Origin of the sequence: Curtobacterium sp. MCSS17_016, assembly GCF_003234255.2 — a bacterium.
Lineage (GTDB): Bacteria > Actinomycetota > Actinomycetes > Actinomycetales > Microbacteriaceae > Curtobacterium > Curtobacterium flaccumfaciens.
The window spans coordinates 719,155-743,751 of sequence record NZ_CP126254.1 but is presented as its reverse complement, the minus strand read 5'-3'; the positions used below and the strand labels follow the sequence as shown (position 1 = coordinate 743,751).

The 24,597-nt window shown below is 72.2% G+C and carries 23 protein-coding genes; 14 read left to right on the top strand and 9 right to left on the bottom strand.

Features of this window, described 5'->3' with window-relative positions:
- The first annotated feature begins 23 nt into the window (after window positions 1-23).
- The 3 genes from yczE to DEJ19_RS03640 all read left to right on the top strand — a co-directional run bounded on the left by yczE (window position 24) and on the right by DEJ19_RS03640 (window position 2,282).
- A complete protein-coding gene (gene yczE, locus DEJ19_RS03650; RefSeq protein ID WP_284176584.1) occupies window positions 24-707 on the top strand; it encodes a membrane protein YczE in 684 nt (227 codons plus the stop codon).
- Between the two features lie 145 nt (window positions 708-852).
- The gene (locus tag DEJ19_RS03645) at window positions 853-1,704 is read left to right on the top strand and encodes a DUF4097 family beta strand repeat-containing protein (RefSeq protein ID WP_111234300.1); all 852 of its coding nucleotides are present in this window, start codon (window positions 853-855) and stop codon (window positions 1,702-1,704) included.
- Window positions 1,701-2,282: a PadR family transcriptional regulator gene (locus tag DEJ19_RS03640; protein ID WP_027465044.1), complete on the top strand. Its 582-nt coding sequence runs from the start codon at window positions 1,701-1,703 to the stop codon at window positions 2,280-2,282. Before DEJ19_RS03645 ends, DEJ19_RS03640 begins: the two co-directional genes overlap by 4 nt.
- A 79-nt stretch (window positions 2,283-2,361) precedes the next feature.
- On the opposite strand, the gene DEJ19_RS03635 is transcribed toward DEJ19_RS03640, so the two are convergent.
- A complete protein-coding gene (locus tag DEJ19_RS03635; RefSeq protein ID WP_111234301.1) occupies window positions 2,362-3,150 on the bottom strand; it encodes a MerR family transcriptional regulator in 789 nt (262 codons plus the stop codon).
- Window positions 3,151-3,280: 130 nt separating this feature from the next.
- On the opposite strand from DEJ19_RS03635, the gene DEJ19_RS03630 reads away from it, so the two are divergent.
- From DEJ19_RS03630 to DEJ19_RS03615, 4 genes are all read left to right on the top strand, one after another.
- A complete protein-coding gene (locus DEJ19_RS03630; protein ID WP_111234302.1) occupies window positions 3,281-5,527 on the top strand; it encodes an APC family permease in 2,247 nt (748 codons plus the stop codon).
- Window positions 5,528-5,538: 11 nt separating this feature from the next.
- Window positions 5,539-6,294, top strand: coding sequence for a hypothetical protein (locus tag DEJ19_RS03625; protein ID WP_111234303.1), 756 nt, complete (start codon window positions 5,539-5,541; stop codon window positions 6,292-6,294).
- A 98-nt stretch (window positions 6,295-6,392) separates the two neighbouring features.
- Complete coding sequence (locus DEJ19_RS03620) at window positions 6,393-6,668, top strand: DUF3072 domain-containing protein (protein WP_017886246.1); 276 nt, start codon at window positions 6,393-6,395, stop codon at window positions 6,666-6,668.
- 120 nt (window positions 6,669-6,788) lie between these two features.
- Window positions 6,789-7,229, top strand: a complete 441-nt coding sequence (locus tag DEJ19_RS03615; RefSeq protein WP_111234304.1) for a DoxX family protein — start codon at window positions 6,789-6,791, stop codon at window positions 7,227-7,229.
- A 128-nt stretch (window positions 7,230-7,357) separates the two neighbouring features.
- Here DEJ19_RS03615 and DEJ19_RS03610 read toward each other — a convergent pair whose 3' ends face one another.
- Window positions 7,358-8,503 carry an NAD(P)-binding domain-containing protein gene (locus tag DEJ19_RS03610; protein ID WP_111234305.1) on the bottom strand — a complete coding sequence of 382 codons (1,146 nt, stop codon included), beginning with the start codon at window positions 8,501-8,503 and terminating at the stop codon, window positions 7,358-7,360.
- A gap of 158 nt (window positions 8,504-8,661) precedes the next feature.
- Between DEJ19_RS03610 and DEJ19_RS03605 the strand changes: the two genes are divergently transcribed.
- A complete protein-coding gene (locus DEJ19_RS03605) occupies window positions 8,662-8,880 on the top strand; it encodes a DUF3073 domain-containing protein (protein ID WP_017886249.1) in 219 nt (72 codons plus the stop codon).
- 423 nt (window positions 8,881-9,303) lie between these two features.
- On the opposite strand, the gene purM is transcribed toward DEJ19_RS03605, so the two are convergent.
- Window positions 9,304-10,419: a phosphoribosylformylglycinamidine cyclo-ligase gene (gene purM, locus DEJ19_RS03600; protein ID WP_110858852.1), complete on the bottom strand. Its 1,116-nt coding sequence runs from the start codon at window positions 10,417-10,419 to the stop codon at window positions 9,304-9,306.
- Window positions 10,420-10,492: 73 nt separating this feature from the next.
- Between purM and purF the strand changes: the two genes are divergently transcribed.
- On the top strand, window positions 10,493-11,950 hold the full coding sequence (gene purF / locus DEJ19_RS03595; protein ID WP_027465037.1) for an amidophosphoribosyltransferase: 1,458 nt from the start codon (window positions 10,493-10,495) through the stop codon (window positions 11,948-11,950).
- Between the two features lie 84 nt (window positions 11,951-12,034).
- Here purF and DEJ19_RS03590 read toward each other — a convergent pair whose 3' ends face one another.
- Window positions 12,035-12,436, bottom strand: coding sequence for a hypothetical protein (locus DEJ19_RS03590; protein ID WP_110858851.1), 402 nt, complete (start codon window positions 12,434-12,436; stop codon window positions 12,035-12,037).
- Window positions 12,437-12,544: 108 nt separating this feature from the next.
- Between DEJ19_RS03590 and DEJ19_RS03585 the strand changes: the two genes are divergently transcribed.
- Window positions 12,545-15,133: a helix-turn-helix transcriptional regulator gene (locus DEJ19_RS03585; protein ID WP_111234306.1), complete on the top strand. Its 2,589-nt coding sequence runs from the start codon at window positions 12,545-12,547 to the stop codon at window positions 15,131-15,133.
- Window positions 15,134-15,453: 320 nt separating this feature from the next.
- Here the strand turns inward: DEJ19_RS03585 and DEJ19_RS03580 are convergent, their stop codons facing one another.
- Window positions 15,454-15,825, bottom strand: a complete 372-nt coding sequence (locus DEJ19_RS03580) for a sterol carrier family protein (protein WP_071248502.1) — start codon at window positions 15,823-15,825, stop codon at window positions 15,454-15,456.
- A gap of 57 nt (window positions 15,826-15,882) precedes the next feature.
- Between DEJ19_RS03580 and purD the strand changes: the two genes are divergently transcribed.
- Window positions 15,883-17,151 (top strand): phosphoribosylamine--glycine ligase, encoded by a 1,269-nt coding sequence (gene purD, locus DEJ19_RS03575; RefSeq protein WP_110864321.1) that lies wholly within the window; start codon window positions 15,883-15,885, stop codon window positions 17,149-17,151.
- The gene (locus DEJ19_RS03570; RefSeq protein WP_111024227.1) at window positions 17,148-18,017 is read left to right on the top strand and encodes a phosphoribosylaminoimidazolesuccinocarboxamide synthase; all 870 of its coding nucleotides are present in this window, start codon (window positions 17,148-17,150) and stop codon (window positions 18,015-18,017) included. Before purD ends, DEJ19_RS03570 begins: the two co-directional genes overlap by 4 nt.
- A gap of 642 nt (window positions 18,018-18,659) precedes the next feature.
- Here DEJ19_RS03570 and DEJ19_RS03565 read toward each other — a convergent pair.
- Window positions 18,660-19,883 (bottom strand): PP2C family protein-serine/threonine phosphatase, encoded by a 1,224-nt coding sequence (locus tag DEJ19_RS03565; RefSeq protein ID WP_111234307.1) that lies wholly within the window; start codon window positions 19,881-19,883, stop codon window positions 18,660-18,662.
- Window positions 19,884-19,971: 88 nt separating this feature from the next.
- Between DEJ19_RS03565 and DEJ19_RS03560 the strand changes: the two genes are divergently transcribed.
- Window positions 19,972-20,289: a hypothetical protein gene (locus DEJ19_RS03560; protein ID WP_111234308.1), complete on the top strand. Its 318-nt coding sequence runs from the start codon at window positions 19,972-19,974 to the stop codon at window positions 20,287-20,289.
- A 96-nt stretch (window positions 20,290-20,385) separates the two neighbouring features.
- Here the strand turns inward: DEJ19_RS03560 and DEJ19_RS03555 are convergent, their stop codons facing one another.
- Complete coding sequence (locus DEJ19_RS03555; RefSeq protein WP_111233926.1) at window positions 20,386-22,005, bottom strand: MFS transporter; 1,620 nt, start codon at window positions 22,003-22,005, stop codon at window positions 20,386-20,388.
- An 81-nt stretch (window positions 22,006-22,086) separates the two neighbouring features.
- A complete protein-coding gene (locus DEJ19_RS03550) occupies window positions 22,087-22,818 on the bottom strand; it encodes an alpha/beta fold hydrolase (RefSeq protein WP_111233925.1) in 732 nt (243 codons plus the stop codon).
- 280 nt (window positions 22,819-23,098) lie between these two features.
- Here DEJ19_RS03550 and DEJ19_RS03545 point away from each other — a divergent pair, with 280 nt between their 5' ends.
- Window positions 23,099-23,638 (top strand): MmyB family transcriptional regulator, encoded by a 540-nt coding sequence (locus tag DEJ19_RS03545; RefSeq protein ID WP_111233924.1) that lies wholly within the window; start codon window positions 23,099-23,101, stop codon window positions 23,636-23,638.
- Between the two features lie 77 nt (window positions 23,639-23,715).
- Here the strand turns inward: DEJ19_RS03545 and DEJ19_RS03540 are convergent, their stop codons facing one another.
- The gene (locus DEJ19_RS03540; protein WP_111233923.1) at window positions 23,716-24,573 is read right to left on the bottom strand and encodes a helix-turn-helix domain-containing protein; all 858 of its coding nucleotides are present in this window, start codon (window positions 24,571-24,573) and stop codon (window positions 23,716-23,718) included.
- Between the last annotated feature and the right edge of the window lie 24 nt (window positions 24,574-24,597).

Genomic DNA, 24,597 nt, shown 5'->3' with positions numbered 1-24,597 from the left:
CAATCTGTCGGGACGATGGCCACATGCCCCGTCGCACCGCCCTCACCCTGCGCTTCGTCCAGCTCTTCGTCGGACTGTTCCTCTACGGCGCCTCGACCGCACTGCAGGTGCGCGCGGTGGTCGGTGTGAGCTCGTGGACCGTGCTGACCCAGGGACTCGAGAACGTCGTACCGTGGTCGTTCGGCGTCATCACGGTCGTCTCGAGCGGCGTCATCCTGCTGCTGTGGATCCCGCTCCGCCAGAAGCCGGGCATCGGGACGCTGCTGAACGCCCTGGCGATCGGGCCGAGTGCCGACCTGGTGCTCTGGCTGGTGCCGGAGCCGTCGGGGATCGTCGCCCGGATCGGGCTGTTCGCGGCGGGACTCGTGCTGCTCGCGGTCGCGACGGCGTTCTACATCGGTGCGGGGTTCGGCACCGGGGCGCGGGACGGCCTGATGGTGGGCCTGCACCAGCGGCTCGGCTGGCCGATCTGGGTCGCCCGGACCCTGGTCGAGGTCACCGTCGTGATCGTCGGGTGGATCCTCGGCGGGGACGTCGGCGCGGGCACCGTCATCGCGGCGTTCGCGATCGGCCCCATGGTCCAGCCGCTCATGCCGCACTTCCGCCGGTTCCCGTGGAGCCCCGAGCGCACGGCCGCAGCGCCCGAAGCGAACGTCGCCGCCCCCACCCTGGAGGCCCGCCCCACCCCCGCCACACCCGCTTCGTGAGCAGAAATGGTCGGGTCCACTGCCCTGACCCGACCATTCCTGCTCACGATGGCCCGGCGATCGCGTGCGACCCCTTGCGGCTCGGAGCAACGCGATATAGCGTGACCTGCACAGACGCGATACATCGCGAGTTCCAGGAGGCAACATGGCGCAGGAGAAGTGGCTCGTCGACGAGCCCAAGGTCATCGACACCGGCATCGTGCGCACCGTGCGTGTCGGCCTCGTCGGCGGGCAGGTGGACGTCGTCGCGCACGACGAACCCACGGCCCGGGTCGAGATCCACAGCGTGTCCGGCAAGCAGATGCTCATCGAGGTCGACGGCGACACCCTCACCGTCGACCACCCCCAGGTCCGGTGGGACGACCCCATCGGGTTCCTGAAGTCCTTCCGCGGCAAGGCCCACGCCGACGTCAGCATCCTGGTCCCCCGCGACGCCGGCATCACGCTCGGTGTCGTCTCGGCCGGTGCACTGCTGTCCGGCACGAACCGCGGTGCCACGCTCAACACGGTGTCCGGCGACCTGGTCGTCGACGGCGTCGCGGGGGACGTCACGGTCAACGCCGTCTCGGGCGCCACCACGATCCGCGACCTCGACGGCGCGCTCGCGGTGCACACCGTCTCCGGCGATGTCGTGGCCACCGGCGAGATCCCGCGGTTCCAGGCCGACGGTGTCTCGGCCGACGTCGTGCTCGACCTGCACGGGGTCCCCGAGTCCGCCCGCGTCAACACGGTGTCCGGGTCGGTGAGCGTCCGCCTGGCGGACGGCGTCGCCTACAAGTGCACGGTGAACACCGCGACCGGCAAGCTGCAGTTCGACGACGCCGAGATCCGCGGTGTGCGCGGTTCCTACGTCAAGCAGGGCGGCGAGCTGTCCGGCCAGTGGCTCGACCTGCGGGTGAACTCCGTCTCCGGCGACATCGCGGTGCTGCACGCCCCGCCGGTCGCCGAGCCGACGACACCGACCACCCCGACGAACGAGAGCGAGGTGCCCGAATGAGCCCCGTCTTCGCCCACGGCCACCTGCGCCTCTACCTGCTCGTCCTGCTGGCCGACCACCCGATGCACGGCTACGAGCTCATCCAGGCACTCGGTGACCGCTTCGGCGGCACCTACGTGCCGAGCGCCGGCACCGTGTACCCCCGGCTCGCGAAGCTCGAGGACGACGGCCTGGTCACCAAGACCGCCGACGGCCGCAAGACCGTCTACGCGATCACGGACGCCGGCCGTGCCGAGCTCGCGGCACGTGCCGACGAGATCGCCGCGGTCGAGTCCGGCGTGAGCGACTCGGTAAAGTCGTTGGCCGACGGCGTGCGCGCCTCGGTCGGCGAGGCCATGCGCTCGCTCCGTGCCGACCTGGCCGCAGCCGCCGAGAGCCCGGCGACCGGTTCCGCCGAGGAGCCCGTGTCCGTGCCGTCGGACAGTGCCCGCGCCCTGCGCGAGCTCGAGATGGCCCTGTCGTCGTTCCGGCAGCAGGTGCGTGCGGACCTGCGCCGTCGGGCGACCCGCGGCACGCTCGGTGCGGACACCGTGACGCGTCTGCGTGACGGCCTGGAGGCCCTGCGCAAGTCGCTCTGACGGCCGGCGGCCGACAGGCGGTCGCGACCACGGGCCTCCCGGCCGTCACCGGGACCGCCCGCGGTCGTGACCGACCCACCTACAGGCCGCGGTCGGCCAAGGCGACCATCGCGTCCCGGAGCGCCGTCGCTGCACCCACCCCGGCTCGGTCGTAGACGCGAGCGAACCGCTCGTCCTGCACGTACATCTCTGCCAGGGCGCGGAATCGTTCCGCGTCGAGCTCGGCTGCCGGCGTCGACCGCGCGAGCCAGGCGAGCTGCCGCCGAGCCAGTGCCTCCCCGGCCGACGAACCGGCAGCGTCTCCGGAGGCGGCGAGCGCGGCGGCGTCCTGGGCGATCGCGTGCTGCTCGTCCTGGAACGCCCGACGGGAACCAGCGTCCTGCGCCGCCCACCACGCTGCCCCGCGCTGCCAGGCGTCGGTGCCCCAGCGCTCCTCGACCTCGTGCTTGAACCGGTTCTGGTCGAACCCGTCGAAGGTGTCCGTCGCGTTCATGTCGTCTCCCTGCTCGATCCTGGTGATGGTGGTGCGCACGGCCGCCAGCTGCCGGGCGAGCCGGTCGCGTTCCTGCTCGAGCCAGGCGACGTGCGCGGTGAGCGCGGCCACGTCGTCCCGCTCGCCGTCGAGGACCCGGCGGATATCGGGCAGTCCGAGTCCGAGCCCGCGCAGCAGCAGGATGCGCTGCAGCCGGACGAGCGCACGGTCGTCGTAGCGCCGCAGCCCACCCGCGCCGACGGCGGTGGCCGGCAGCAGTCCGACGGCCTCGTAGTGCCGCAGGGTCCGACTCGAGACACCGGCGGAACGCGCCACCTCGGTGATGACGTGGGGAGCTTTCGCAGCTGGTTCGTCCGGGCCTGTCGATGCGCTCATGCTGGCGACTGTAATGGTTGACGCTGCGTCAACCACAAGGGGTGCGCGATCCCTCGGGTGGAGCACCGGTGGGCAGCCGGGAATATGCGGCAGGCGAACCGTGTTGACTCGCGCCCGGAACTGAGTAGGTTTGCCGCTCGTGACGAACGAGATCCGGTCGTTGAAAGCACGACTGATCGGGGATCCCCTCCCCTCTGAGAAGCTCGAAGGACAGCTCCTCCCGAAGCACCTGGCACTGCCGATCTTCGCGAGTGACCCGCTGTCCTCTGTCGCGTACGCGCCGCAGGAACTCCTGATGATCCTGCTGCTCGGCGGCATGGCCTTCCTGACGTTCGCGCCGTGGGTCGCCGCACTCGTCGTGCTGCTGCTCGTGGTCGTCGTCGCCTCGTACCGGCAGCTCATCAAGGCGTACCCGTCGGGTGGTGGCGACTACGAGGTGGCGCACCGGAACCTGGGCGAGAAGGCCGGGCTCGTCGTCGCGAGCGCGCTGCTCGTCGACTACGTGATGACGGTGGCCGTGTCGGTCGCCTCCGGTGTCGACAACATCATCTCGGCGCTCCCGATGCTCGACCACTTCCGCGTCGAGCTCGCCCTGCTGTTCGTCGTGCTGCTCGCCGCCGCGAACCTGCGAGGTGTGCGGGAGTCGAGCAAGGCCTTCGCGATCCCGACCTACCTGTTCGTGGCGAGCGTCTTCGTGATGGTCGTCACCGGGCTCGTCCGGGTCGCTGCCGGCAACGCCCCGGTCGCCGAGTCCGCGGCGTACACCGTGCAGAACGTGGAACACACGACGCAGGCTGCGTTCATCCTGCTGCTCCTCCGCGCCTTCGCCTCGGGCTGCTCCGCCCTGACCGGCGTCGAGGCCATCGCGAACGGCGTGCAGGCGTTCCGCCGTCCGAAGATCAAGAACGCGCAGGCCACCCTGGTCGCCATGGGCGGCATCGCGATCGTCCTGTTCATCGGGCTCATCACCCTGGCGCTCGTGTCGCACGTGCACTACGCCGAGCGGGCCTGCGACCTGCAGGGATTCGCGAACTGTGCCACCACGCCGCAGCGCTCGCTCATCGCGCAGATCGCGGCCGCGACGTTCGGCAACAACTCGGTGCTGTTCTTCGTGATCCAGGCGACGACGGCGGCGGTCCTGCTCCTCGCGGCGAACACGGCCTTCAACGGGTTCCCGCTGCTCGGCTCGATCCTGGCCCGCGACTCGTACGCCCCGAAGGCGCTCTCGACACGCGGCGACCGGCTCATCTACTCGAACGGCGTGATCGTCCTGGCCCTCGTCGCCGCGGCGCTGCTCGTGGTCTACCGCGCGAACGTCACGAGCCTCATCCAGCTCTACATCATCGGTGTCTTCGTGTCGTTCACGCTCGGACAGACGGGCATGGTCGTGCACTGGACACGACTGCTGCGGGCCGATCGGGACCGGAACGGGGCGCCCACCGCAGACGGCGAGCCACCCGTGAACCGCGGGCAGGTCGTCCGCTCCCGCACGATCAACGCGATCGGCGCCACCTTCACCCTCGTGGTGCTCGTCATCGTCACGATCACGAAGTTCACCCACGGTGCCTGGCTCGTGTTCCTGATCATGCCGGTGCTGTACGTGCTCATGCTCGGCGTGAATCGCTACTACCGCGACGTCTCGCACGAGATCGAGGCGGACGTCGAGACGAAGTTCGGCGCCACCGGCGACCACGCGATCGTCCTGGTGAACAAACTGCAGAAGCCCGTGCTCAAGGCGCTTGACTACGCGGTCGCCGCCGAGCACGCGAGCATCGAGGCGGTGCACGTGGCGATCGACGACGCCGAGTCCCAGCGCCTGCGCGACCAGTGGGCGGAGTACGGCATCAAGGTGCCGCTGACGATCGTGCCGAGCCCGTACCGCGACATCTCGATGCCCCTGATCAAGTACATCAAGGCGCACCGGAACGAGCACGGCTCCGAGGTCGTCACCGTCTACACCCCGATCTTCATCGTCGGGCACTGGTGGGAGGGTCTGCTCCACAACCACCGCGGCCGCCGCATCCGGAAGAAGCTGCTGCTCGTGCACGGCGTCACCGTGGCCCTGGTGCCGTGGCTGCTCGACTCGTCCGAGCTGCTCTACGGCCGCCGTTCCCGCCCGCTGCCCGGCCAGGAGCGCCGTGGCGAGCCCGTCCGGCCCCCGCTCCGCCGGCCCGCGCAGCCCGGTTCGTCGGCCGAGGCCGCGGCCTCGGCTTCGGTCGAGGACCGCCTGCTCCGGTCCGCCGAGCGCAACAGCATCCAGCCGCGCCGCGCGACCCGTCCGGCGGGCCCCGCCGAGGGCGTCGACCCCGCGCTCTGCACGGGCGAGATCCACGCCCTCGTGCCCTCCCCGCCGCGACGGGGAGCCGACGAGTCGTAGCATGTGGCCCCATGACCATCAGTGACCTGCGGACGTTCGCGACGTTCGACGGACACGGCGGCAAGGTCTCGAAGCGCGTCGAGGTGCTCGACCACGAACCGCCGGCCGGCAGCCCGCTCGAGGGACTCGTCGCCGTGCGCGGCGAGCACCCCCTCGGTGCGCGCGACGAGCGCGCCGCCGACGAGTCCGCCGCGCTCTCCCGCGGCGTCCCGAGCGTCGGCTGGGTGGACCCGGCCGCGCTCCGCGACTGGTACCGCCCGGACCGCGTCGTCCTCACCCGGCTCGAGGCGCGGCAGTCCGGCATCGAGCCCGGCGTCTACGCCGACTCCCGTGGGCGCGGTCGCGTCCGGATCGACGGCCTGGAGGCCCACCTCGCCCCCGACGGTCGCCCCGCCTTCCGCGCACTGGCCGGCCCCACCGCCGAGCCCGTCGTCGACGTGCCGCTGCCGACCGACCAGGCCGTCCGCCTGGTGGCGGTGACCGCGGTCGACGAGGGACTCGAGGTCGTCACGGCCCCGGTGTCCCCGTTCCTGCAGCCCGGCGAGCACCCGGCGTACGGTGACGACGTCGTCGGGTTGCCGCCACGTCCGGCGAGCGGGCACGTCCGGGTCACGGCGTCGGTGCTGCTCGACGGCGAGCTGCACGAGGTCGACCGGATCGACGAGCGTGCGGCGACCATCTGGATCCGGCGGGACGACCGCGTCGTGCCGATCGCCACGAGTGCCGTCGGGCCCGACCTGGTGCGGTACGCGGCGACGACCGTCTGAGCCGCTTCGGTGCGGATGCGTGCCGTTGTGCCGCTGGGCCGCTTCGGGGGACGCCGCTGCTGCGTGTCGTGACGGGGGTGCGGCGTACCGTCGCGGACATGAGTGACGCAGACCGCGACCAGCAGCAGACCCCGGACGCACCGATCCAGGGCGAGACCCTCGGCGGCCCCCGACCCGACCCCTCCACCGACGCGAGCAAGGACCCCGAGCAGTGGGTCACCGGCGACGAGCCGATGACCGGACCGCAGCGCAGCTACCTCGACACCCTGGCCCGTGAAGCCGGCGAGGAGCTCCCCGCCGACCTCACCAAGGCGCAGGCGTCGGAGCACATCGACCGCCTCCAGCAGCAGACCGGCCGCGGCGCCGATTCCTGAGAAGCAGTCCGCCCTTCGGCGGACCGCTGTCTGGGCATGCTCTGGGCATGTTCTGGCGAAGCGCGGTCAGTCCCCTGTTCGAGGACGATCGATGACGCGTCACCGGCTACCTTCGTGGCCATGCGAACGACATCGACCGCCATCGGCCTGACCGCGCTCCGCATCGTCCTCGGGGTGGTGTTCATCGCCCACGGCGCCCAGAAGTTCGCCCAGGGCATCCCCAACGTGGTGCAGGGCTTCTCGGGCATGGGCGTCCCCCTCGCCGAGGTCGCAGCACCCCTCGTCGCCGGCCTCGAGCTGGTCGGCGGCATCCTGCTCGTGCTCGGCGTCGCGACCCGCGTCGTCGGCGTGCTGCTGACCGTCGACATGGTCGTCGCCGGGTTCCTGGCCCACGGCACCGCGGGCTTCTACTCGCAGGACGGCGGCTTCGAGTACGTGCTCGTCCTCGCGGTGGCGTCCCTCGCCGTGGCGCTGACCGGGCCCGGGCGGTTCTCGCTCGACGCCCTGGTGCTCAAGTCGTCGCGCCGTCGTCGTGGCGTCGAGGAGCCCCTCCCCGCCTGAGCCGCGCGTCCCGGTTTCGTCTGGTGCGAGGTTCCGTTCCCGGTGAAAGCTCACGAGGCCCGCACCGGGAACGGAACCTCGCACCGTTCACGCTGCCCCTCGCACCGTGCGAGGCGTCGCAGTGCCGTTCAGCCCGCCAGCGCGTCCATGACCTGGCGGGCGATGCGTCGGCCGGCCCGGTTCGCACCGATGGTCGACGCCTGGGGACCGTAGCCCGCCAGGAACAACCGTGGTTCCTCCGCCGACCGGCCGTCCTCGACGACCACGCCGCCGGCCGTGGTCCGCAGGTGCAACGGTGCGAGGTGTCGCAGGTCGGCCCGGAACCCCGTCGCCCAGATCAGCGCGTCGGCGTGCACGTGGGTGCCGTCCGCCGTCACAACGCCGGTCTCGTCCACCCGCGTGAACATCGGCTCGTCACGCAGCACCCCGCGGTCGATGCCGGCGCGGATCCGCCGCGACACCGGGACCCCGGTGCCGCTGACGATGCTCGGCAGGACCTCGCCGGCACGGGCAGCCCGGTCCTGTTCGTCGACGGCGGCCACCGCGGACTCGACGTCGAGCGACGCGGTCCCGGCCCAGACCATCGGGCGCCGGGTGAACCACCGCGTCGAGCGGGCGACGCCGTCGAGCTCGAGCAGGAACCCGATCGCGCTCGTCCCACCGCCCACCACCACGACGTCCTGGCGGGCGAACTCGGCGGCGCTGCGGTACTCGGTCGTGTCGACCTGCCGCCCGCGGAACACGTCGCGCCCCGGGTACCACGGCACGAAGGGGGTGCCCCACGTGCCGGAGGCGTTCACCACGACCTCGGCACGGATGCGCGTGACGGTGCCGTCGGCGCTCCGGGTCGTGACGCAGAGCCCCCTGTCCGCCGGGGCGTCGCCCGCCACGCCGCCGCCGCCGTCGATGCGTGAGACGGACGTCACCGTGACCGGGCGCCGAACCCGCAGGTCGTAGTGCTGCTCGAACCGCCGGTAGTACTCGCCCACGACGTCCCGCGCGGGTCGGGACCGGTCGGCGTCGTCGAACTCCAGGCCCATCGCCCGCATGCCGGGCAGGTCGTGCACCCGGTGCGCTGCTCCGAGCCGCAGGGCCTCCCACCGGAACTGCCACGCCCCACCGGTGCTCGGCGCGCGGTCGAGGATCACCAGGTCGCTGCCGGGGACGAGCCCGAGGCGACGCAGGTGGTATCCCACCGAGAGGCCTGCCTGCCCCGCACCGATCACCACCACGCGGGCGTGCTGGTCGACCGGGGTCTCGAGGGGTTCCGTCATCACTTCGATTCTGCTGTGCGGGCCAGCCGTCGCGCGACGTCCAGATCGAGGTACATGGTAGAGTGATCGGCAGATTTCAAACCACGAACCGTCTGGTTCCCCGAGTGATCTTCCGTCATTCGCCAGGACCGGACCAGAGCCGAACGAGGGGGTCACGCATGGGGCGCGGCCGTCAGAAGGCGAAGCACACCAAGGTCGCCCGTGAGCTGAAGTACTTCAGCCCGCAGACGAACTACGGTGCGCTCGAGCAGGAGCTCTCCGCCGGACAACACTCCGACGAGAACTACGTCGACCGTTGGGCGGACCAGTACGGTCCGGAACCGGCGGAAGACGAAGACGAGTTCGAGACCCAGGCAGACCAGAACAAGTCCGCCTGACCTCTCTCGCAGTCACGCCGCGCAGCCCTCGGGCAGCGCGGCGTTTCCGCGTGCCCGGACGCCCGTCGGCGCGCTCGGATCCCGGCCTCGAGTGGTCACGACTCACCGCGTGCACGACGCCGAGTGGTCACAACCCGTCGGTTGGAGGCCCGCCAAACGACGGTTCGTGACCACTCACCGCAGGCACCATGGCGAGTCCCCAGCACACGAAGCACCGGCGGTACGGGAAAGGCTGCCCGAGTCCCGCGCCCGGCACCGCGCCCGAGTGGTCACGACTCCCCGCGGGAGTGATGCCGAGCGGTCACGAAGCGTCGGCTGCAGGCCAGTCGAACGACGGTTCGTGACCACTCACCGCACGCACCACGGCGCGGCGCACCACGGCGCGGCGGAGCCGGAGCCGCCTGCCCGCAGCCGCCCAACGGGTCAGCCCGCGTAGCTCCCGACGAGCCGGACCGCGCCGCCGTCGACACCCTTGGCGCCCTGCTCGAACCCGGTCAGGTCCCGTGCGGACGTGGCGATCGTGCCGACGGGCCACGTGGGCATGCCGGCGGCACCGAGCGAGGCGATGACCTCGGCGGCAGCCCCGGCCGAGACGACGGCGAACATGCCGATGCCCAGGTTCCAGGTGCCCTCGGTGTCCTCGATCGGGGTACCGGCCATGTCGGCCAGGACCCGGAACACCGGGAGCGGCTGCCAGGTGGAACGGTCGACCTCGACCCAGGAGCCGACGGGCAGCACACGCGCCAGGTTCGCGGCGATGCCACCACCGGTCACGTGCGAGAGCGAGTGCACCGCGCCCGGGTGCTGCTCGAGCAGTGCCAGGAGCGGGGCGGTGTACAGCCGGGTCGGCTCGAGCAGGGCTTCGCCGACGGAGACCGCGCCGCCGAACCCGACGCCGCTCAGTTCGGGCAGCTGGTCCGTGAAGCCGACGCCCCGCGACGCCAGGATGTGCCGCACGAGCGAGTATCCGTTGGAGTGCAACCCCGACGACTCGATCGCCAGGACCACGTCGCCGTCCTGCACCAGGTGCGCTCCGAGCTGTGCGTCGGCCTCGACGACACCCGTCGCCGCACCGGCCACGTCGTAGTCGTCCGGGCCGAGCAGCCCCGGGTGCTCGGCGGTCTCGCCGCCGACCAGGGCGGTGCCGGTCTCCGAGCAGCCGCGGGCGATGCCGGCGACGATGTCGGCGATCCGGCCGGGCACCACGCGACCGCACGCGATGTAGTCGGTCATGAACAGCGGCTTCGCGCCGACCACGACGATGTCGTCGACGACCATGCCGACCAGGTCCTGCCCGATGGTGTCGTGCTTGTCGATCGCCTGCGCGATGGCGACCTTGGTGCCGACGCCGTCGGTCGAGGTCGCGAGCAACGGATGTGAGAAGTCCTTCAGGAACGAGACGTCGTAGAGCCCGGCGAACCCGCCGACGCCACCGAGGACCGAGGCGTTGTGGGTGGCCGCGACCGCGGACTTCATCAGTTCGACGGCCAGGTCACCGGCAGCGGTGTCCACTCCGGCTTCGGCGTACGGGTTGGGCATGCGGAGTCCTTCGCGGTGACATGGCAGACTTGTTCGGTACCCCCCGATTCTACGGTCTGGAGCACACCCGCGAATGTGCGGCATCGTCGGCCTTGTTGCGCAGGGCCCCGCCAACCAATCCATCTACGACGCACTGCTCCTCCTGCAGCACCGCGGGCAGGACTCGACGGGCATCGCCACGGTCGAGGGTCACGTGCACCACATGCACAAGACCCGCGGGCACGTGCGCGAGGCGTTCCGCACCCGCGACATGCGTGCCCTCCTCGGCACCATGGGGCTCGGACACGTCCGCTACGCCACCAAGGGCGCCGCGACGAACGAGGAAGAGGCCCAGCCGTTCTACGTGAACGCGCCGTACGGCATCGTCCTCGTCCACAACGGCAACCTCACCAACACGCGGGAACTCACGCGTGAACTGTTCGACATCGACCGTCGTCACCTGAACACGACGAGCGACACCGAGCTCCTGGTGAACGTGCTGGCGCACGAGCTGCAGGGCCAGGTCCGCGGCGCGAACCTCGACCCGGGTCAGGTCTTCGACGCGGTCGAGCGCGTGCACGAGCGGGTCGAGGGCTCCTACGCCACGATCGCGACCATCGCCGGGCACGGGCTGCTGGCCTTCCGTGACCCGTTCGGCATCCGCCCGCTGATCCTCGGCCACAAGTTCGACGAGGCCGGGCAGCCGGAGTGGGTCGTCGCGAGCGAGTCGCTCGTGCTCGAGTCCGGCGGGTACGAGATCGTCCGCGACATCGCGCCGGGCGAGGCCGTCTTCATCGAGATGAACGGCCAGATGCACGCCCGCCAGTGCGCGAAGAACCCACGTCTGGTGCCGTGCTCGTTCGAGTACGTCTACCTGGCGCGTCCCGACTCGGTGATGAACGGCATCTCGGTCTACGACGCACGTCTGCGCCTCGGCAACCGCCTGGCTGACACCATCGAGCAGTACGCGCCGACCGGTGACATCGACGTGGTCATGCCGATCCCGGACTCGAGCCGTCCGGCGGCCATGCAGGTCGCCCGGAAGCTCGGCATCGAGTACCGCGAGGGCTTCTACAAGAACCGCTACGTCGGCCGTACCTTCATCATGCCGGGGCAGGCGGAGCGCAAGCGGTCGGTGCGCCAGAAGCTCAACGCGATGTCGTCCGAGTTCAAGGGCAAGAACATCCTGATCGTCGACGACTCGATCGTCCGCGGCACCACGAGCCGCGAGATCGTCGAGATGGCCCGGGCCGCCGGCGCGAACGAGGTCACGTTCACGAGCGCGGCTCCCCCTGTCCGCTTCCCGCACGTCTACGGCATCAACATGCCGACGCGTGCGGAGCTCATCGCGCACGACCGGAAGATCCCGGAGATCAACCGCGTGCTCGGCAGCGACCACCTGATCTACCAGGAGGTCGGGGACATGCGTGACGCCATCATCGAGGGCTCGGACGTGACCGACCTCGAGATGAGCTGCTTCACGGGCGAGTACGTCACGGGCACCGTGAGCCCGGAGTACCTGTCCTGGGTCGAGGCCAACCAGCTCAGCTAGGTCGCGTCCGAGACGCGACCAGACGACGGACTGGAGGCCCGGTGCCAGCTGGCACCGGGCCTCCAGTCCGTTGGTCGGGGGCGGCTACGGCCGCTGGTCACCGTGGTCGTCGAGCTCACCGTCGACCGTCTCGGGCGGCAGTTCGACCTCGACGCGCTCCGCCGTCAGGCGGGCCGACCGCCGGGCGTAGACCCGGTCGAACACGACGGCGACGACCGCACCGACGAAGGCGCCGATCGTGACGCCCCACAGGCTGAAGTAGCCGACCAGGCTGCCGAAGCTGGTCTGGTCCCGCTGGCCGCCGAGGTTCATGGTGAGGGCGACCACGACGAGGGTCGCGAGGAACCCGAGCACGGCACCGCCGACGATGAACACGCCGAACTTCGGTGCACGGCGGATGGTGACCTCGTCGGGGCTGGCGACCGCGCTGGGAGCCGGTGCCGGCGTGGGGAGCGGCTGCTCGTCGGGTTGATCGGTGTTGCTCACCCGTCCATTGTCCCCCACTGTGGGACGTCCCGCGGCCTGTGCGCGGCGACCGATCCGGGAGAGGATGGTCGCTACTGGTCGGTATCCCAAGCGGAGGAGGTGTGTCGGATGCGTGAACGAACCGCACCCGCCCGCCGACGCCGACCGGCCGCCCCCGCCCGCGTGGCCTGGCCCGTCGCGCAGCGCGCGGAAGAGGACCGCGCCGTCGCCGTCGTCGCCGAGCACCGGTGGAGCGTCGCGCTCGTCGGTGCCCCCGGCATCGGCAAGAGCACCGCCGCGGCCCGGGTCACCGATCGCGTCGCCGGTCGCGACGGCACCGGCCGCACCGTCGTCGTGCCGATCACGGCGGTCGCCGCGAGCCGGTCGATGCCCTTCGGCGCCGTCGCCGAGCGCTTCGGCGAGCTGCCGGCGTCCATCTCGGAGCTGTCCGACGACAGCGGCGCCGAGCAGCGCTTCCGGGCGATCGAGGACCTCGTCGACCGCGACGTCCTGCTCCGCGTCGACGACGCCGACCACCTCGACGCGATCTCCGCGCGGTACGTCGCCTGGCTGGTCCGCCGGCAGGGCGCCCGGCTCGTCCTGACCTGCCGCGACTTCACGGCGCTCCCCGAGCCGCTCCGAGCGCTGTGGCAGGACGACCTGCTCGAGCGCATCGACCTGCAGCCGCTCGCGCTGCACGAGACCGCGGCGCTCGTGGCCGAGGCGCTGGGGTCGCCGCTCGAGAACGCCTCGGCCGAGCGCGTCCACCGCGCCACCGCCGGCAACCCGCTGTACCTGCGCGAGGTGGTCCGTGCGGCGCGGGTCTCCGGCGCCCTCGACCACACCGCGACCGGGTGGTACTGGCGCGGGCGGGTGACCGCGTCGGACAGCCTCGCGGACATGTACCGCACCGAGCTCGGGTCGCTGCCGGAGGACCTGCGCGACGTCGTCGACATCGTCGCCCTCGCCGACCCGATCCCGCTCGCCCGCCTGCTCGGTCTGGTGACCGGCGGGGACGTCGACCGGGTCGTCGCGCTCGGCCTGGTCCGGATCGACTCGCTCGACGACGGCGCCGCGGTCGTCCGGCCGTCGCACCCGCTCGTCGGCGAGGTCATCCGCACCCTGGTGCCGGTGGCCCGGCGAACGGCACTCTTCGCGCGCGCCAACGCCTTCCGCACCGATCGGCCCGAGGGCGCACCGCCCGCCGCACGCCTGCGTGCCGCACTGTGGTCGCTCGAGTGCGGGGTCCTGCCGTCGGTCGACCAGCTGCTCGACGCGGCGCAGGTCGCCGTGCGGCTGCAGGAGCACGAGAGCGGGATCGCCCTGGCTTCGGCAGCGCTCCGCACGACGCTCACCCCCACCGAACAGGTCGCGGCGCACTGCCTCCGCTCGCTGGCGTACTCGTACTCGGACGGCCGTGAAGCCGGCCGCGCCGACGCCGAAGCCGCCTGGGGCGTGGCGAAGCGGCACGTCGGCGACGTCACCGACGAGGCCGTCATCGAAGCGTGCGAGACCCTGGCGAACATCCGCCAGTTCCACGACGACGACGTCACGGCGGCGGTCGCCCTGACCGATGCCGCCACGCGCCTGGTGGTGTCCGACGAGGCCGTCGAACGGCTCCGGCTGCTGCGGATGGCGCACCAGGGCTGGGGCGGCGACTTCGCCGAGGTCCGGGCCGAGATCGAGCGCAGCGGCATCGTGGACGCCCCGACGATGCCGATGTCGTTCCTCGCCGTCGCCCCCTGTGCCGTGATGGCGTTGGCGACCGCCGGCCGGCTGGACGACGCGTCCGCGCTCGGCCACCGCGCCCTGGCCACCGCCGTGGCCCACGTCGAGGCAGCGCCCTGGAGCGTCGGCGAGAACTCCTCCGTCCTGCACCAGGTGCAGATGTGGCGCGGCGACCTGGACGACCTGATCATCGAGGTGCCCGCGGGTCGGTCCAGCCCCTACCTGAAGTACGACTTCACGCTCGAGCTCATCGGCCAGGGCAACCTGGCGATCGCACAGCGCCGCTGGGACGACGCCGTCGCCGCGTTCTCGGCGGCGTGCGAGCGGTACGACATCGCCGACCACGGCGGGTTCGCGGCCTACCCCTGGGCGCGGCTGGCCCTGGCGCTCGCGTACGGCGGACGCCCGGAAGCAGCCGCCAGCGCGCTCGAACGAGCCCGGACCACCCCGCAACGGGCGATGCGCATCACCGGCGAGCAGGTCGCCGTGTCGATCGCCTGGACCGAGGCCGTGCTCGGCAACCCGGCCGGACTGCAGCACGCCGACGAGATCATCGAACGCAGCACGGCGAACGGCTCGTGGACGCACGTGATGTACGGGTACGCCCTGCACCACGCGGTCGGCATGGCGCAGGGGCGCGACTCGACCGGCTCACTCGAGCGGATGCGCGAGGCCGCCACCCGCGTCGACGGGCCCCTCGCCGCCGCGGTGATCGAGTACGCCGACGCCGTGCGCGCCGGCGACCGGACGCGGGTGATCGCGGCGCAGGGACTGCTCGCGGCACACGGCATCTCCGTGACCGCGGGACACTCGAAACCGCCGCTGACGAAGCGCGAGTACGAGGTCGCCGAACTCGCCGCGCAGGGGCTGAGCAACCGACGGATCGCGGAGTCCCTCGGGCTCTCGACGCGGACGATCGACGCGCACCTGTCGCGAGTCTTCGCGAAGTGGGACCTGCACGCGCGGTCGGAGCTCAGCGAGCTGCTCTGAGCTGCTCGGTACTCGGCACGGCCGGCTCCGCGTTCCGCGTCGGCTGTCGCGCACGCAAGAACGTTGCGGATTGCAGCACGACGCGCCGCTGCGATTGACACGTTGTGTGGAACATCGCGTACCTTGGTGCCTGTCGCCGGGTTCGGACCCGTTCGGGTCGGGTCCGAATCCCGGCGACTTCAAGCTTAGGAACCCGGTCGATGCGAGCGCATCGGTAGGCACTACCTAATTCGCGCGGGAGTTCTCCGCAGGCGCTTTCGCCGCGGCGGCTCGGTGCCGGCGGATCGGTGCTGGCGGATCGGTGCTGGCGGCTCGCAGGGTCAGGCGCCAGGGGCGGGCAGCCGGACCGGCAGGAACGCCGTCAGGTCGGCGCGCGAGCCCGAGGCACTGACGCGCGACTGCGCGACCGCCTCGGCCCAGGTCAGCTCGCCGGACGCGAGTGCCAGCCACGTGGTGGCGTCGGTCTCGACCACGTTCGGCGGCGTGCCACGGGTGTGCCGGGGTCCGGGCACGGCCTGGACGGCGGCGAACGGCGGCACCCGCACCTCGACGCTGTTGCCCGGGACCTCGTCCGCCAGGCACTGCAACGTCCAACGAACCGCGGTCGCGACGGCCGGTCGGGCCGTCTCCCCACGACGCACGGCGGCCAGTGCCGCGCGCCCGTCGGCGTCCTCGATCCTCCTGGGTGGCATCTCCACAGGCTAGCCCTCGCATCGCGGGCGGCGAGTCGGGCTGGGTAGGGTGATCGGGTGCGAATCCTCGTCCTCGGTTCCGGTGCCCGCGAGCACGCGATCATCACGGCCCTCCTCGCTGAGCATGCGGGTCACGTCATCACGGCAGCGCCCGGCAACGCCGGCATCGCCGCCGACGTCGAGACCGTCTCCCTCGACCCCACCAACGGTGCGCTCGTCGCCGAGTACGCCATCGAGAACGACGTCGAGCTCGTCGTCGTGGGCCCAGAGGCCCCGCTCATCGCCGGCGTGGCCGACCCGGTGCGCACCCGCGGCATCCCGGTGTTCGGGCCGGGCAAGGCCGCCGCGCAGCTCGAGGGATCGAAGGCCTTCGCCAAGCGGATCATGGGCGAGGCCGGTGTGCCCACCGGGCGCCCGGTCTACGCCGGCACGGCGGACGAAGCCGTCGCCGCGATCGACGAGCTCGGCGCTCCGTACGTGGTCAAGGCCGACGGGCTCGCCGCCGGCAAGGGCGTGCTCGTGACCGACGACCGCCAGGCCGCGATCGACCACGCCACCTACTGGCTCCAGCACGGACACGTCGTGGTCGAGGAGTTCCTCGACGGCGAAGAGGTCTCCTTGTTCTTCCTGAGCGACGGGCACGACGTCCGCGCGCTCAGCCCCGCGCAGGACTACAAGCGCCTGGCCGACGGAGACCTCGGACCGAACACGGGCGGCATGGGCGCGTACTCGCCGCTGCCGTGGCTCGCCGACCGCTGGCCGTCCGAGCAGGCCTTCGTCGACGAGGTCACCGAGCTCGTCGCGCTGCCGACCGTCCGTCGTCTCGAGCACGAGGGCACGCCGTTCGTCGGACTCCTGTACTGCGGCCTCATCGTCACCGAGCAGGGCGTCCGCGTGATCGAGTTCAACGCGCGCTTCGGTGACCCGGAGACGCAGGTCGTGCTCCCCCGCCTGGCCACGCCGCTCAGCGAACTCCTGCTGGCCGCCGCCACCGGGCAGCTCGGTGCCGTGCCCGCGCCCGTGTTCCGCGACGAGGTCGCCGTGACCGTCGTCCTGGCGAGCGAGGGCTACCCGGAGAACCCGCAGACCGGTCGACCGATCACCGGCATCGACGACGCGAACGCCCGCGACGGCGTCTCGGTCGCGCACGCCGCCACCGGCGTCCTCGACGACACGCTCGTCGCCACGGGTGGCCGGGTGCTCAGCGTCGTGGCGACCGGGTCCGACTTCGCCCAGGCCCGTGAACGTGCCTACGCCGGGCTCGGCGACATCACGCTCGAGGGCGCGCAGTTCCGCACCGACATCGCCGCGAAGGTCGCGAAGTGAGCGCCCCCGCGCCGATCGCCGGCTGGCGGCACGTCTCGTCCGGCAAGGTCCGCGAGCTCTACGTGCCCGAGGGCACCGCCGACCTGGCGAGCGCGTCCGAGCTGCTGCTCGTCGCCTCGGACCGGGTCAGCGCGTACGACTTCGCGCTCGAGCCGCCGATCCCGGGCAAGGGCGAACTACTGACCCGCCTGTCGCGGTTCTGGTTCACCCAGCTGAGCGACGTCCCGAACCACATCATCGGCCCGTCCTCCGGTGGCACCCCCGTCCCGGCCGAGGTCGAGGCACGGTCCATGCACGTCATGCCGCTCACGATGTTCCCCGTCGAGTGCGTCGTGCGCGGGTACCTGGTCGGCAGCGGCTGGGCCGAGTACCAGGAGACCGGCAGCGTGTGCGGCGTCGCGCTCCCCGCGGGGCTCTCCAACGGTGACCGCCTGCCGGAACCGATCTACACGCCGGCGTACAAGGCGGCCCAGGGCGAGCACGACGAGAACATCTCGTACGAGCAGACCGTCGACCTGGTCGGTGCCGAGACCGCCGCCACCCTGCGCGAGCTCTCGCTGCACGTCTACACCGAGGCCGCAGCCATCGCCCTCGAGCGGGACGTCGTCATCGCGGACACCAAGTTCGAGTTCGGGCAGGACGCCACCGGCCGGATCCGCATCGCCGACGAGGTCCTGACGAGCGACTCCAGCCGTTACTGGGACGCCCGCTCCGCCGACCGCACCGACTCGTTCGACAAGCAGATCGTGCGGGACTGGCTCAGCGCGCACTGGGACCGCCAGGGCACGCCGCCGGTGCTCCCGGACGAGATCGTCGAGCGCACGGCTGCGCGCTACGCCGAGCTGATCGAGCGCCTCGGCGCCTGACGCCGCGCCCGGCCGGCGCGTGGTGTGGCGTGGCGTGGCCCGGACGGTCACGACACCCCGCTCACGTCTGTCGTGCGGTCACGAACCGTCGCCCGAGGCCCCGCCAACCGACAGTTCGCGACCACTCGGCGCCCCACGCACGACACGTCGCGACCACTCGCCGCGTGACGCCCGTCGCCGGTCGAGTGGTCACGACACCCCGCTCAGGTCCGGCGAACGGTCACGAACCGTCGGCCGAGGCCCCGCCGACCGACGGTTCGTGACCACCCGGCGGCCCACCCACGACACGTCGCGACCCCTCGCCGCGTGACGCCCGTCGCCGGCCGAACGGTCACGACACCCCGCTCACGTCTGTCGTGCGGTCACGAACCGTCGGCCGAGGCCCCACCAACCGACAGTTCGTGACCACTCGGCGGCCCACCCACGACACGTCGCGACCCCTCGCTGCGTGACGCCCGTCGCCGGCCGAACGGTCACGACACCCCGCTCACGTCCGTCGGGCGGTCACGAACCGTCGGTCGAGGCCCCGCCAACCGACAGTTCGCGACCACTCGGCGCCCCACGCACGACACGTCGCGACCACTCGGCCGGCGACGACTCGCCGCGTGACCGTCGACGAGCCAGCCGACAGTTCTCGACCGCTCAGGCCTCGAGCGCCTCGACGGCCTCGCGCGCCACGACGACGACGGTCAGGTCGTCGCCCGGGTCGTGCTCGGCGACGCGTGCGCGCACCCGCTGCAGGAACGTCTCGACGTCCGGGGACTCCCGGTACAGCGACCCCAGCTCGGACAGCGACGCGAGCGTGGAGTCCCAGAGCTCGAGCGCGCCGTCGGTCACGACGATGAGCACGTCACCGGGCCGGAGCACGAGCGACCCGGCCGCGCGGGGCATCCCGGCGGGGTGCAGCCCGATCGGCAGGTCCGACGACCGCAGGATCCGTTCGGCGCCGTCGTCACGGAGCTGCAGCACGAGCCCGTGGCCGGCGTCGGCGAAGTCGAGTCGCCCGGTGGACGGGGCCAGTCGGCCGTGGAACATCGTCGCGAAGGACTCGGCACGGCTGAGCTCGGGGGCGACCTGCGCCTCGAGTTCGGCGACGGCGACGCCCGGGTCCTGGTCGCCGCGGGCGAGCAGGCCTCCGCGGATGTTCGCTGCGAGGAGCCCGGCGGACATCCCCTTGCCCATGACGTCGGACACGGTCAGGTGGATCGAGTCCTCGCCGGAGCGGTGCCAGTCGTGGAAGTCACCGGAGACGAGCCCGTGCGGGATCGACATCCCCGTGATCCGGTACCCGGGAACCTGCACCTCGGTCGGCTGCAGGCCGTTGAGCACGGTGCGCAGGCGGTCCTCATCGGCTCCGGCCAGGAGCTCACGCTCAGCCCAGACGCCGAGTTCCTGCAGCAGTTCGAGCTCGTCGGCGTCGAGGGTGCGCGGCTCGGGGTCGATCAGGCAGAGGGTGCCGACCTTCAGGTCGTCGTCGCCGGCCCGGAGCCCGACACCGGCGTAGAACCGGACGTTCGGGTCACCGAGCACCATCGGCAGGTCCGCGTACCGGGCGTCCTCGCGGGCATCCGGGACGACCACGGGCCCCTGCTCGCCCAGGGTCCGGCCACAGAAGGTGTCCTGCAGCGGGATGACCGGGCCGAAGGCTGCGTCGCTCTGCTGCGACTTGATCGTCAGGGTGGTCTCGCCGGCCAGGTTGAGGAAGGAGCCGGAGACCCCGAGGGCCTCGCGCGCGATGCGGGTGATCCGTTCGAACCGTTCCTCGACGCCACCGTCGACCACGTCGAGCGCCGCGATCAGGGCCGCTCGCCGGACGGCATCGGCCCCGGTCGGCGCGGGCACGGACATCGCGGTTTCCGGCTGCATGCTCCCACGGTAACGCGCTGAACGGACAGGGCCTGGCCCCAGTCCGGAGGGCGCAGATCGTCGGGCGCGTCGGCGTACCCTGGTCGTCGTGCTCCGAGTCGTCCCCGCAACCGTCCTCGGCGTGGCCGCGCTCCTGGCCCTCGCCGGCTGTGGCGCCCACGACTCCACCGGCCAGGTGTCGGTCACGGTGTCGTCGAACGCCGCCGACCACCCCTACGAGGTCAAGGTGTTCGCCTCGACCGGCAAGCTCTCCGAGCACCAGCGGGTGTTCCCGGGTGGAACGGCCGACTTCGCGGGCGTCCCCCTCGGCAAGATCACGGTCCGCGCCGGTGACCTGTGCCCGCAGACGACCAAGGTGTCCGACGGCACGGTCGCGACGGTGACCCTGACCACGACCGGCTGCTGACACCACCCGCCACCGCGACGGGCTGCTGACCCCGCCCGCCACCACGACGGGTTGCTGACCCCGCCCGCCACCACGACCGGCCGCTGACCCCACCCGTCACCCCGACGACGGGCTACCCACCCCCTCCGCGACCAGGTGCTCCACGCGCGGCTTGCCAGCGATCTCGCGCACCGACTGCAGGGTCCGCGCGTCGTCCCCGGTCTGCCGGACTTCGTGCTGGTCGACGTGCTCCTGCCACGACCCCACCCGGAACGCCTCGACCCAGGCGTCCGGCCCGGTCGCGGCGTCCCGGTAGAGGTTCCAGTCGCGGGCACCGGTCCGCCGACGACTCCGCCCGAGCCGTTCGGCGCGCGCCCGGAACTCGTCGACCGCGTCCGCCGGGACCGTCCAGTGCACCAGCACGAGGGTCTCCCCCGTCGCCGCGCCGTGGTCGTCCGCCACGAACACCTCGTCCCCGAACGGCATCGGCGTCACGGCACGCTGCCGGTCGGTGAGCACCGGGAACCCGGACACGAGCAGCAGCGCGGCGCTGAGCGCGGTCAGGACTCCGGCCCCGGCGAGCACCCCCGTCACCCCGAGCGGCGTGGCGACCGCGCCGGCGAGCGCCGCACCGATCGCGGTGCAGCCGAACAGCACGAGCTGGTAGGCGGCGAGCCCGCGGGTCCGCACCCAGGCGGGCAGGAACGCCTGCACGGTGCCGTTCAGCGTCGTCACCACTGCGATCCAGGCCACCCCGCCGACCAGCAGCGCGACGAGCACGACCGCCAGCACGGGGACGAGCGCGACGACCGTGGTGCAGACGCCGAACACCACCGAGGCGATGCCGACCGTGCGGCCGATGCCGAGTCGCGCACGGACCGCCGGCATCAGGAACGCCCCGCCGACCGACCCGGTGCCGACGGCGGCGAGCAGCAGTCCGTACCCGCCGGAGGACAGGCCGAGCGGTCCGTCGGCGACGAGCGGCAGGAGCGCCCACAGCGCGTTCGCGGGCACCATGAAGACGGCGAGCTGCACGAGCAGTCGACGGACGACCGCCGCGTGCAGGACGTACCGCAGCCCGGCGCGGGTGGCGTCGATGAACGGTTCGGCCCGCGTTTCGGGGCGCCGGTACCCGCGCCAGGCGACGAGCACCACCAGGAAGAGCGCGAACGACAGCGCGTTGGCGGCGAACACGAACGGCACGCCGAGCTGCGCGATCACCACCCCGGCGAGCGCCGGTCCGATCGCCCGGGCGACGTTGACGCCGACGGAGCTGAGCGCCGCGGCGTCGGTGATCGCGGCGCGCGGCACGATCTCGGGCACGAGCGCCTGGTACGCGGGCAGCTGGAGCGCCGAGGCGGTACCGAGCAGGAACGTGACGGTGAGCAGGAGCGCCGGGGTCATGTCTCCGGTCGCGGTGAGCACGGTCATCACGACGCCGACGACCACCTGGAACGCCTGCACGCCGATGAGCAGCCGCCGCCGGTCGACGAACTCGCCGATCACCCCGGCGGGGATCCCGACGAGCAGCACCGGCAGGCTCGACGCGGTCTGCACGAGGGCGACGACGACGGGTGCGGCGTGCTCGTCGACGAGCAGCCACTGCGCGCCGACGGTCTGCATCCAGCTGCCGATGTTGCTCACCAGCACCGCGATCCACAGGGCGCGGAAGACCGGGATCGCGAGCGGCGCCAGGGCGCCGCCGCGGGGTGCGTGGGTGGTGCGTTCCGTGGTCACGTCGCCTCCTGGGGTGGGACGGGGACAGCCTGGAGGCGCGGTGTGCGTCGGGCGCGCACCGCGCCTCCAGGGATGGTCGGGTCAGGCGGCGGCGTCGGTCGCGCTGGTCGCGGCGACGGCGCGCTCGATGACGTCGGCGACGTCCTTCGGGTGGGTCTGCATGACGAGGTGCGGGGCGGCGAGCTCGGTCACGTCGGTGATGCCGGCACGGGAGGAGCCGAAGCGCTCGACCTCGGGGTTGATGGTGTGGTCGTCGGCGGAGACGATCGCCCACGCGGGGGTGGTCTTCCACGCGGCGGCGGACGCCGGCTCGCCGAAGGCAGCGCCGGAGAGCGGGCGCTGCGAGACTGCGAGGACCTCGGCGACGCGCGGGTCGACCCCGGCGGCGAAGACCTGCGGGAACGCGTCGATCGCGACGGAGACGTCGGTGCCGTCCTCGCCGCCGGCGACCGGGTACGGCGTGTACACCAGGTTCGCGGCGAGGTCGGAGTCGGGGAACCCGCCCTGCAGCTGCCCCAGGCTCTCGCCGACCTCGAGCACGTAGCCGGAGACGTAGACGAGACCGACGACGTTCTCTGCCTCGCCGGCGACGGTGATCACGGCGCCGCCGTACGAGTGCCCCGCGAGGACGACCGGCCCGTCGACGTGCTCGGCGACGGCGCGGATCGAGGCGGCGTCCTCGGCGAGGCTGCGGTTGTAGACGGGCGGGACGAGGACGGTGTGGCCGCGGTCGAGCAGCTCGCGGGTGACGGGTGCCCAGCTGGCGGAGTCGGCGAACGCGCCGTGGACGAGGACGATGGTGGGTGCAGCCATTGCGGGTCTCCTTCGTGACGAACGTCTGGGGTGGTGCGGGGACCGGGGTCCCGGCGTCGTCACGCTAGGGCTGGGGGTGCTGCGCCGTCGTGTCCCTGTCGTTGCCCGTCACCCCCGACGACGGCGCGTGCCGGCGGCTCCGGGTGCGGTGCGCGGTGCTCCCCGGCGGTCGGACACACCGTGCCGGGGTCCCCCTGCCGGGCGGCGGCGCCGCGATGGGGTCCCCGGCGGGGCCCCCATCTCACGCCTGCTCCACGGCCCGGCCGGTTAGCGTGATCGCATGGAACACGAGGACGGCACGACGACGACGTCGGCCCAGGACTTCGTGGACGCGCTCGCCGAACCGGTCGTGGTCTTCGACCGCCACCTGGACGTCGTGGCGGCGAACCGGCTCGCCGGTGCCCTGTCCGCGTCCCTCACCGTCGGCACGAACCTGGCGCGGTTCACCTTCCTGAACCCCTGGGTCGAGGACTCGGTGGACGGCTGGGAGGCCGAGGCGCACCGCACCGCCGCGATGCTCCGGGACTCGCTGGACGAGCACGACGCCGACGACCGGTTCCAGGAACTCCTGGGCGAGCTGATGGCGCGGAGCTCGACGTTCGCGACCGAGTGGGCCGGCGGAGCGGTGCGGCCGGCTCGCCGCGGGGAGTCGGCGTTCGAGAACCCGCTGGTGGGCCGGATCGACCTGCGGTGGGAGCAGCTGCGTCGGCTGGAGGACCCCGAGCACGTGCTCGTGGTGTGGACGGCGGTGGACGAGGAGTCCGCCGCACGGCTCACGACGCTCCGGGGGCTGCTCGACGAGGGCGCGACGACCGCCTGATCGCGAGCGCAGCGATCGCTGCGACCGCCGCGACCGCGACGACCGCGACGACCGCGACGACCGCGACGACCGCTCGGCTACCCCACCGCGGTCTCGCCCGCGACCGGCTGCCGGCGGGCGGTGCCCTGCTGCACCTGCGCGGCGAGGTACGCGACGGCCGCGGCTGCGGGGGTGCCGGGGTCGGCCCAGAAGGTCACGAGCACGTGCGAGCTGCCCGGGATCGCGAGGTTCTGCCAGCGGAACTCGACCCAGCCGATCGGGTCGATCCAGTGCCGCGAGACCCCGGTGCGCTGCACCGCGACGTCGTGCCGGGCCCAGATGCGGGCGAAGTCCGGGTCCTGCAGGGTCAGGGTGCCGACGATCTCCTGCAGTCTGGGGTCCTCGGGTTCGGCGTGCAGCCGGAGTGCGGCGACGACCCGGTGCGCGGTGCGGTCCCACTCGGCCGCGTGCTGCCGGGACGCCTCGGAGAACATCTGCAGGACGAGGTTTGCGCCCGGCTCCATGTAGCCGGGGCCGAGGGCGCTCGCCAGGGCGTTGGACAGGATGATGTCCTGGTTGCGGTCCATCACGAACGCCGGCGTGTGCGACCACTGCGCGAGCAGCGACCGGACCGAGTCGTCGAGTCCCGGCGGTACGGCCCCCTCGGGGCGGCGGCGTTCGGCGTGTGCGAGTCGGCGCAGGTAGTCGACGGCCTCGTGGTCGAGCCGCAGGGCCCGGCCGAGCGCCACGAGCACCTGGTCGGACGGCTGGTGATCGCGGCCGCGTTCGAGCCGCAGGTAGTACTCGGGGCTGATGCCCGCGAGCCGCGCGACCTCTTCACGGCGCAGGCCGTCCACTCGTCGTCCGGGCTCGCGAGTGAGGCCGACGTCCTCGGGCTGGACGAGTGCCCGACGGGCGCGGAGGTACTGCCCCAGTTCGGACCGTCGCGCATCCACGCGAGCAGGATAGCCGGAATCCGC

Coding starts and splice junctions, on each gene's coding strand:
- yczE (WP_284176584.1), top strand. CDS start 24: ATGCCCCGTCGCACCGCCCTCACCCTGCGCTTCGTCCAGCTCTTCGTC.
- DEJ19_RS03645 (WP_111234300.1), top strand. CDS start 853: ATGGCGCAGGAGAAGTGGCTCGTCGACGAGCCCAAGGTCATCGACACC.
- DEJ19_RS03640 (WP_027465044.1), top strand. CDS start 1,701: ATGAGCCCCGTCTTCGCCCACGGCCACCTGCGCCTCTACCTGCTCGTC.
- DEJ19_RS03635 (WP_111234301.1), bottom strand. CDS start 3,150: ATGAGCGCATCGACAGGCCCGGACGAACCAGCTGCGAAAGCTCCCCAC.
- DEJ19_RS03625 (WP_111234303.1), top strand. CDS start 5,539: ATGACCATCAGTGACCTGCGGACGTTCGCGACGTTCGACGGACACGGC.
- DEJ19_RS03620 (WP_017886246.1), top strand. CDS start 6,393: ATGAGTGACGCAGACCGCGACCAGCAGCAGACCCCGGACGCACCGATC.
- DEJ19_RS03615 (WP_111234304.1), top strand. CDS start 6,789: ATGCGAACGACATCGACCGCCATCGGCCTGACCGCGCTCCGCATCGTC.
- DEJ19_RS03610 (WP_111234305.1), bottom strand. CDS start 8,503: ATGACGGAACCCCTCGAGACCCCGGTCGACCAGCACGCCCGCGTGGTG.
- DEJ19_RS03605 (WP_017886249.1), top strand. CDS start 8,662: ATGGGGCGCGGCCGTCAGAAGGCGAAGCACACCAAGGTCGCCCGTGAG.
- purM (WP_110858852.1), bottom strand. CDS start 10,419: ATGCCCAACCCGTACGCCGAAGCCGGAGTGGACACCGCTGCCGGTGAC.
- purF (WP_027465037.1), top strand. CDS start 10,493: ATGTGCGGCATCGTCGGCCTTGTTGCGCAGGGCCCCGCCAACCAATCC.
- DEJ19_RS03585 (WP_111234306.1), top strand. CDS start 12,545: ATGCGTGAACGAACCGCACCCGCCCGCCGACGCCGACCGGCCGCCCCC.
- DEJ19_RS03580 (WP_071248502.1), bottom strand. CDS start 15,825: ATGCCACCCAGGAGGATCGAGGACGCCGACGGGCGCGCGGCACTGGCC.
- DEJ19_RS03565 (WP_111234307.1), bottom strand. CDS start 19,883: ATGCAGCCGGAAACCGCGATGTCCGTGCCCGCGCCGACCGGGGCCGAT.
- DEJ19_RS03550 (WP_111233925.1), bottom strand. CDS start 22,818: ATGGCTGCACCCACCATCGTCCTCGTCCACGGCGCGTTCGCCGACTCC.
- DEJ19_RS03545 (WP_111233924.1), top strand. CDS start 23,099: ATGGAACACGAGGACGGCACGACGACGACGTCGGCCCAGGACTTCGTG.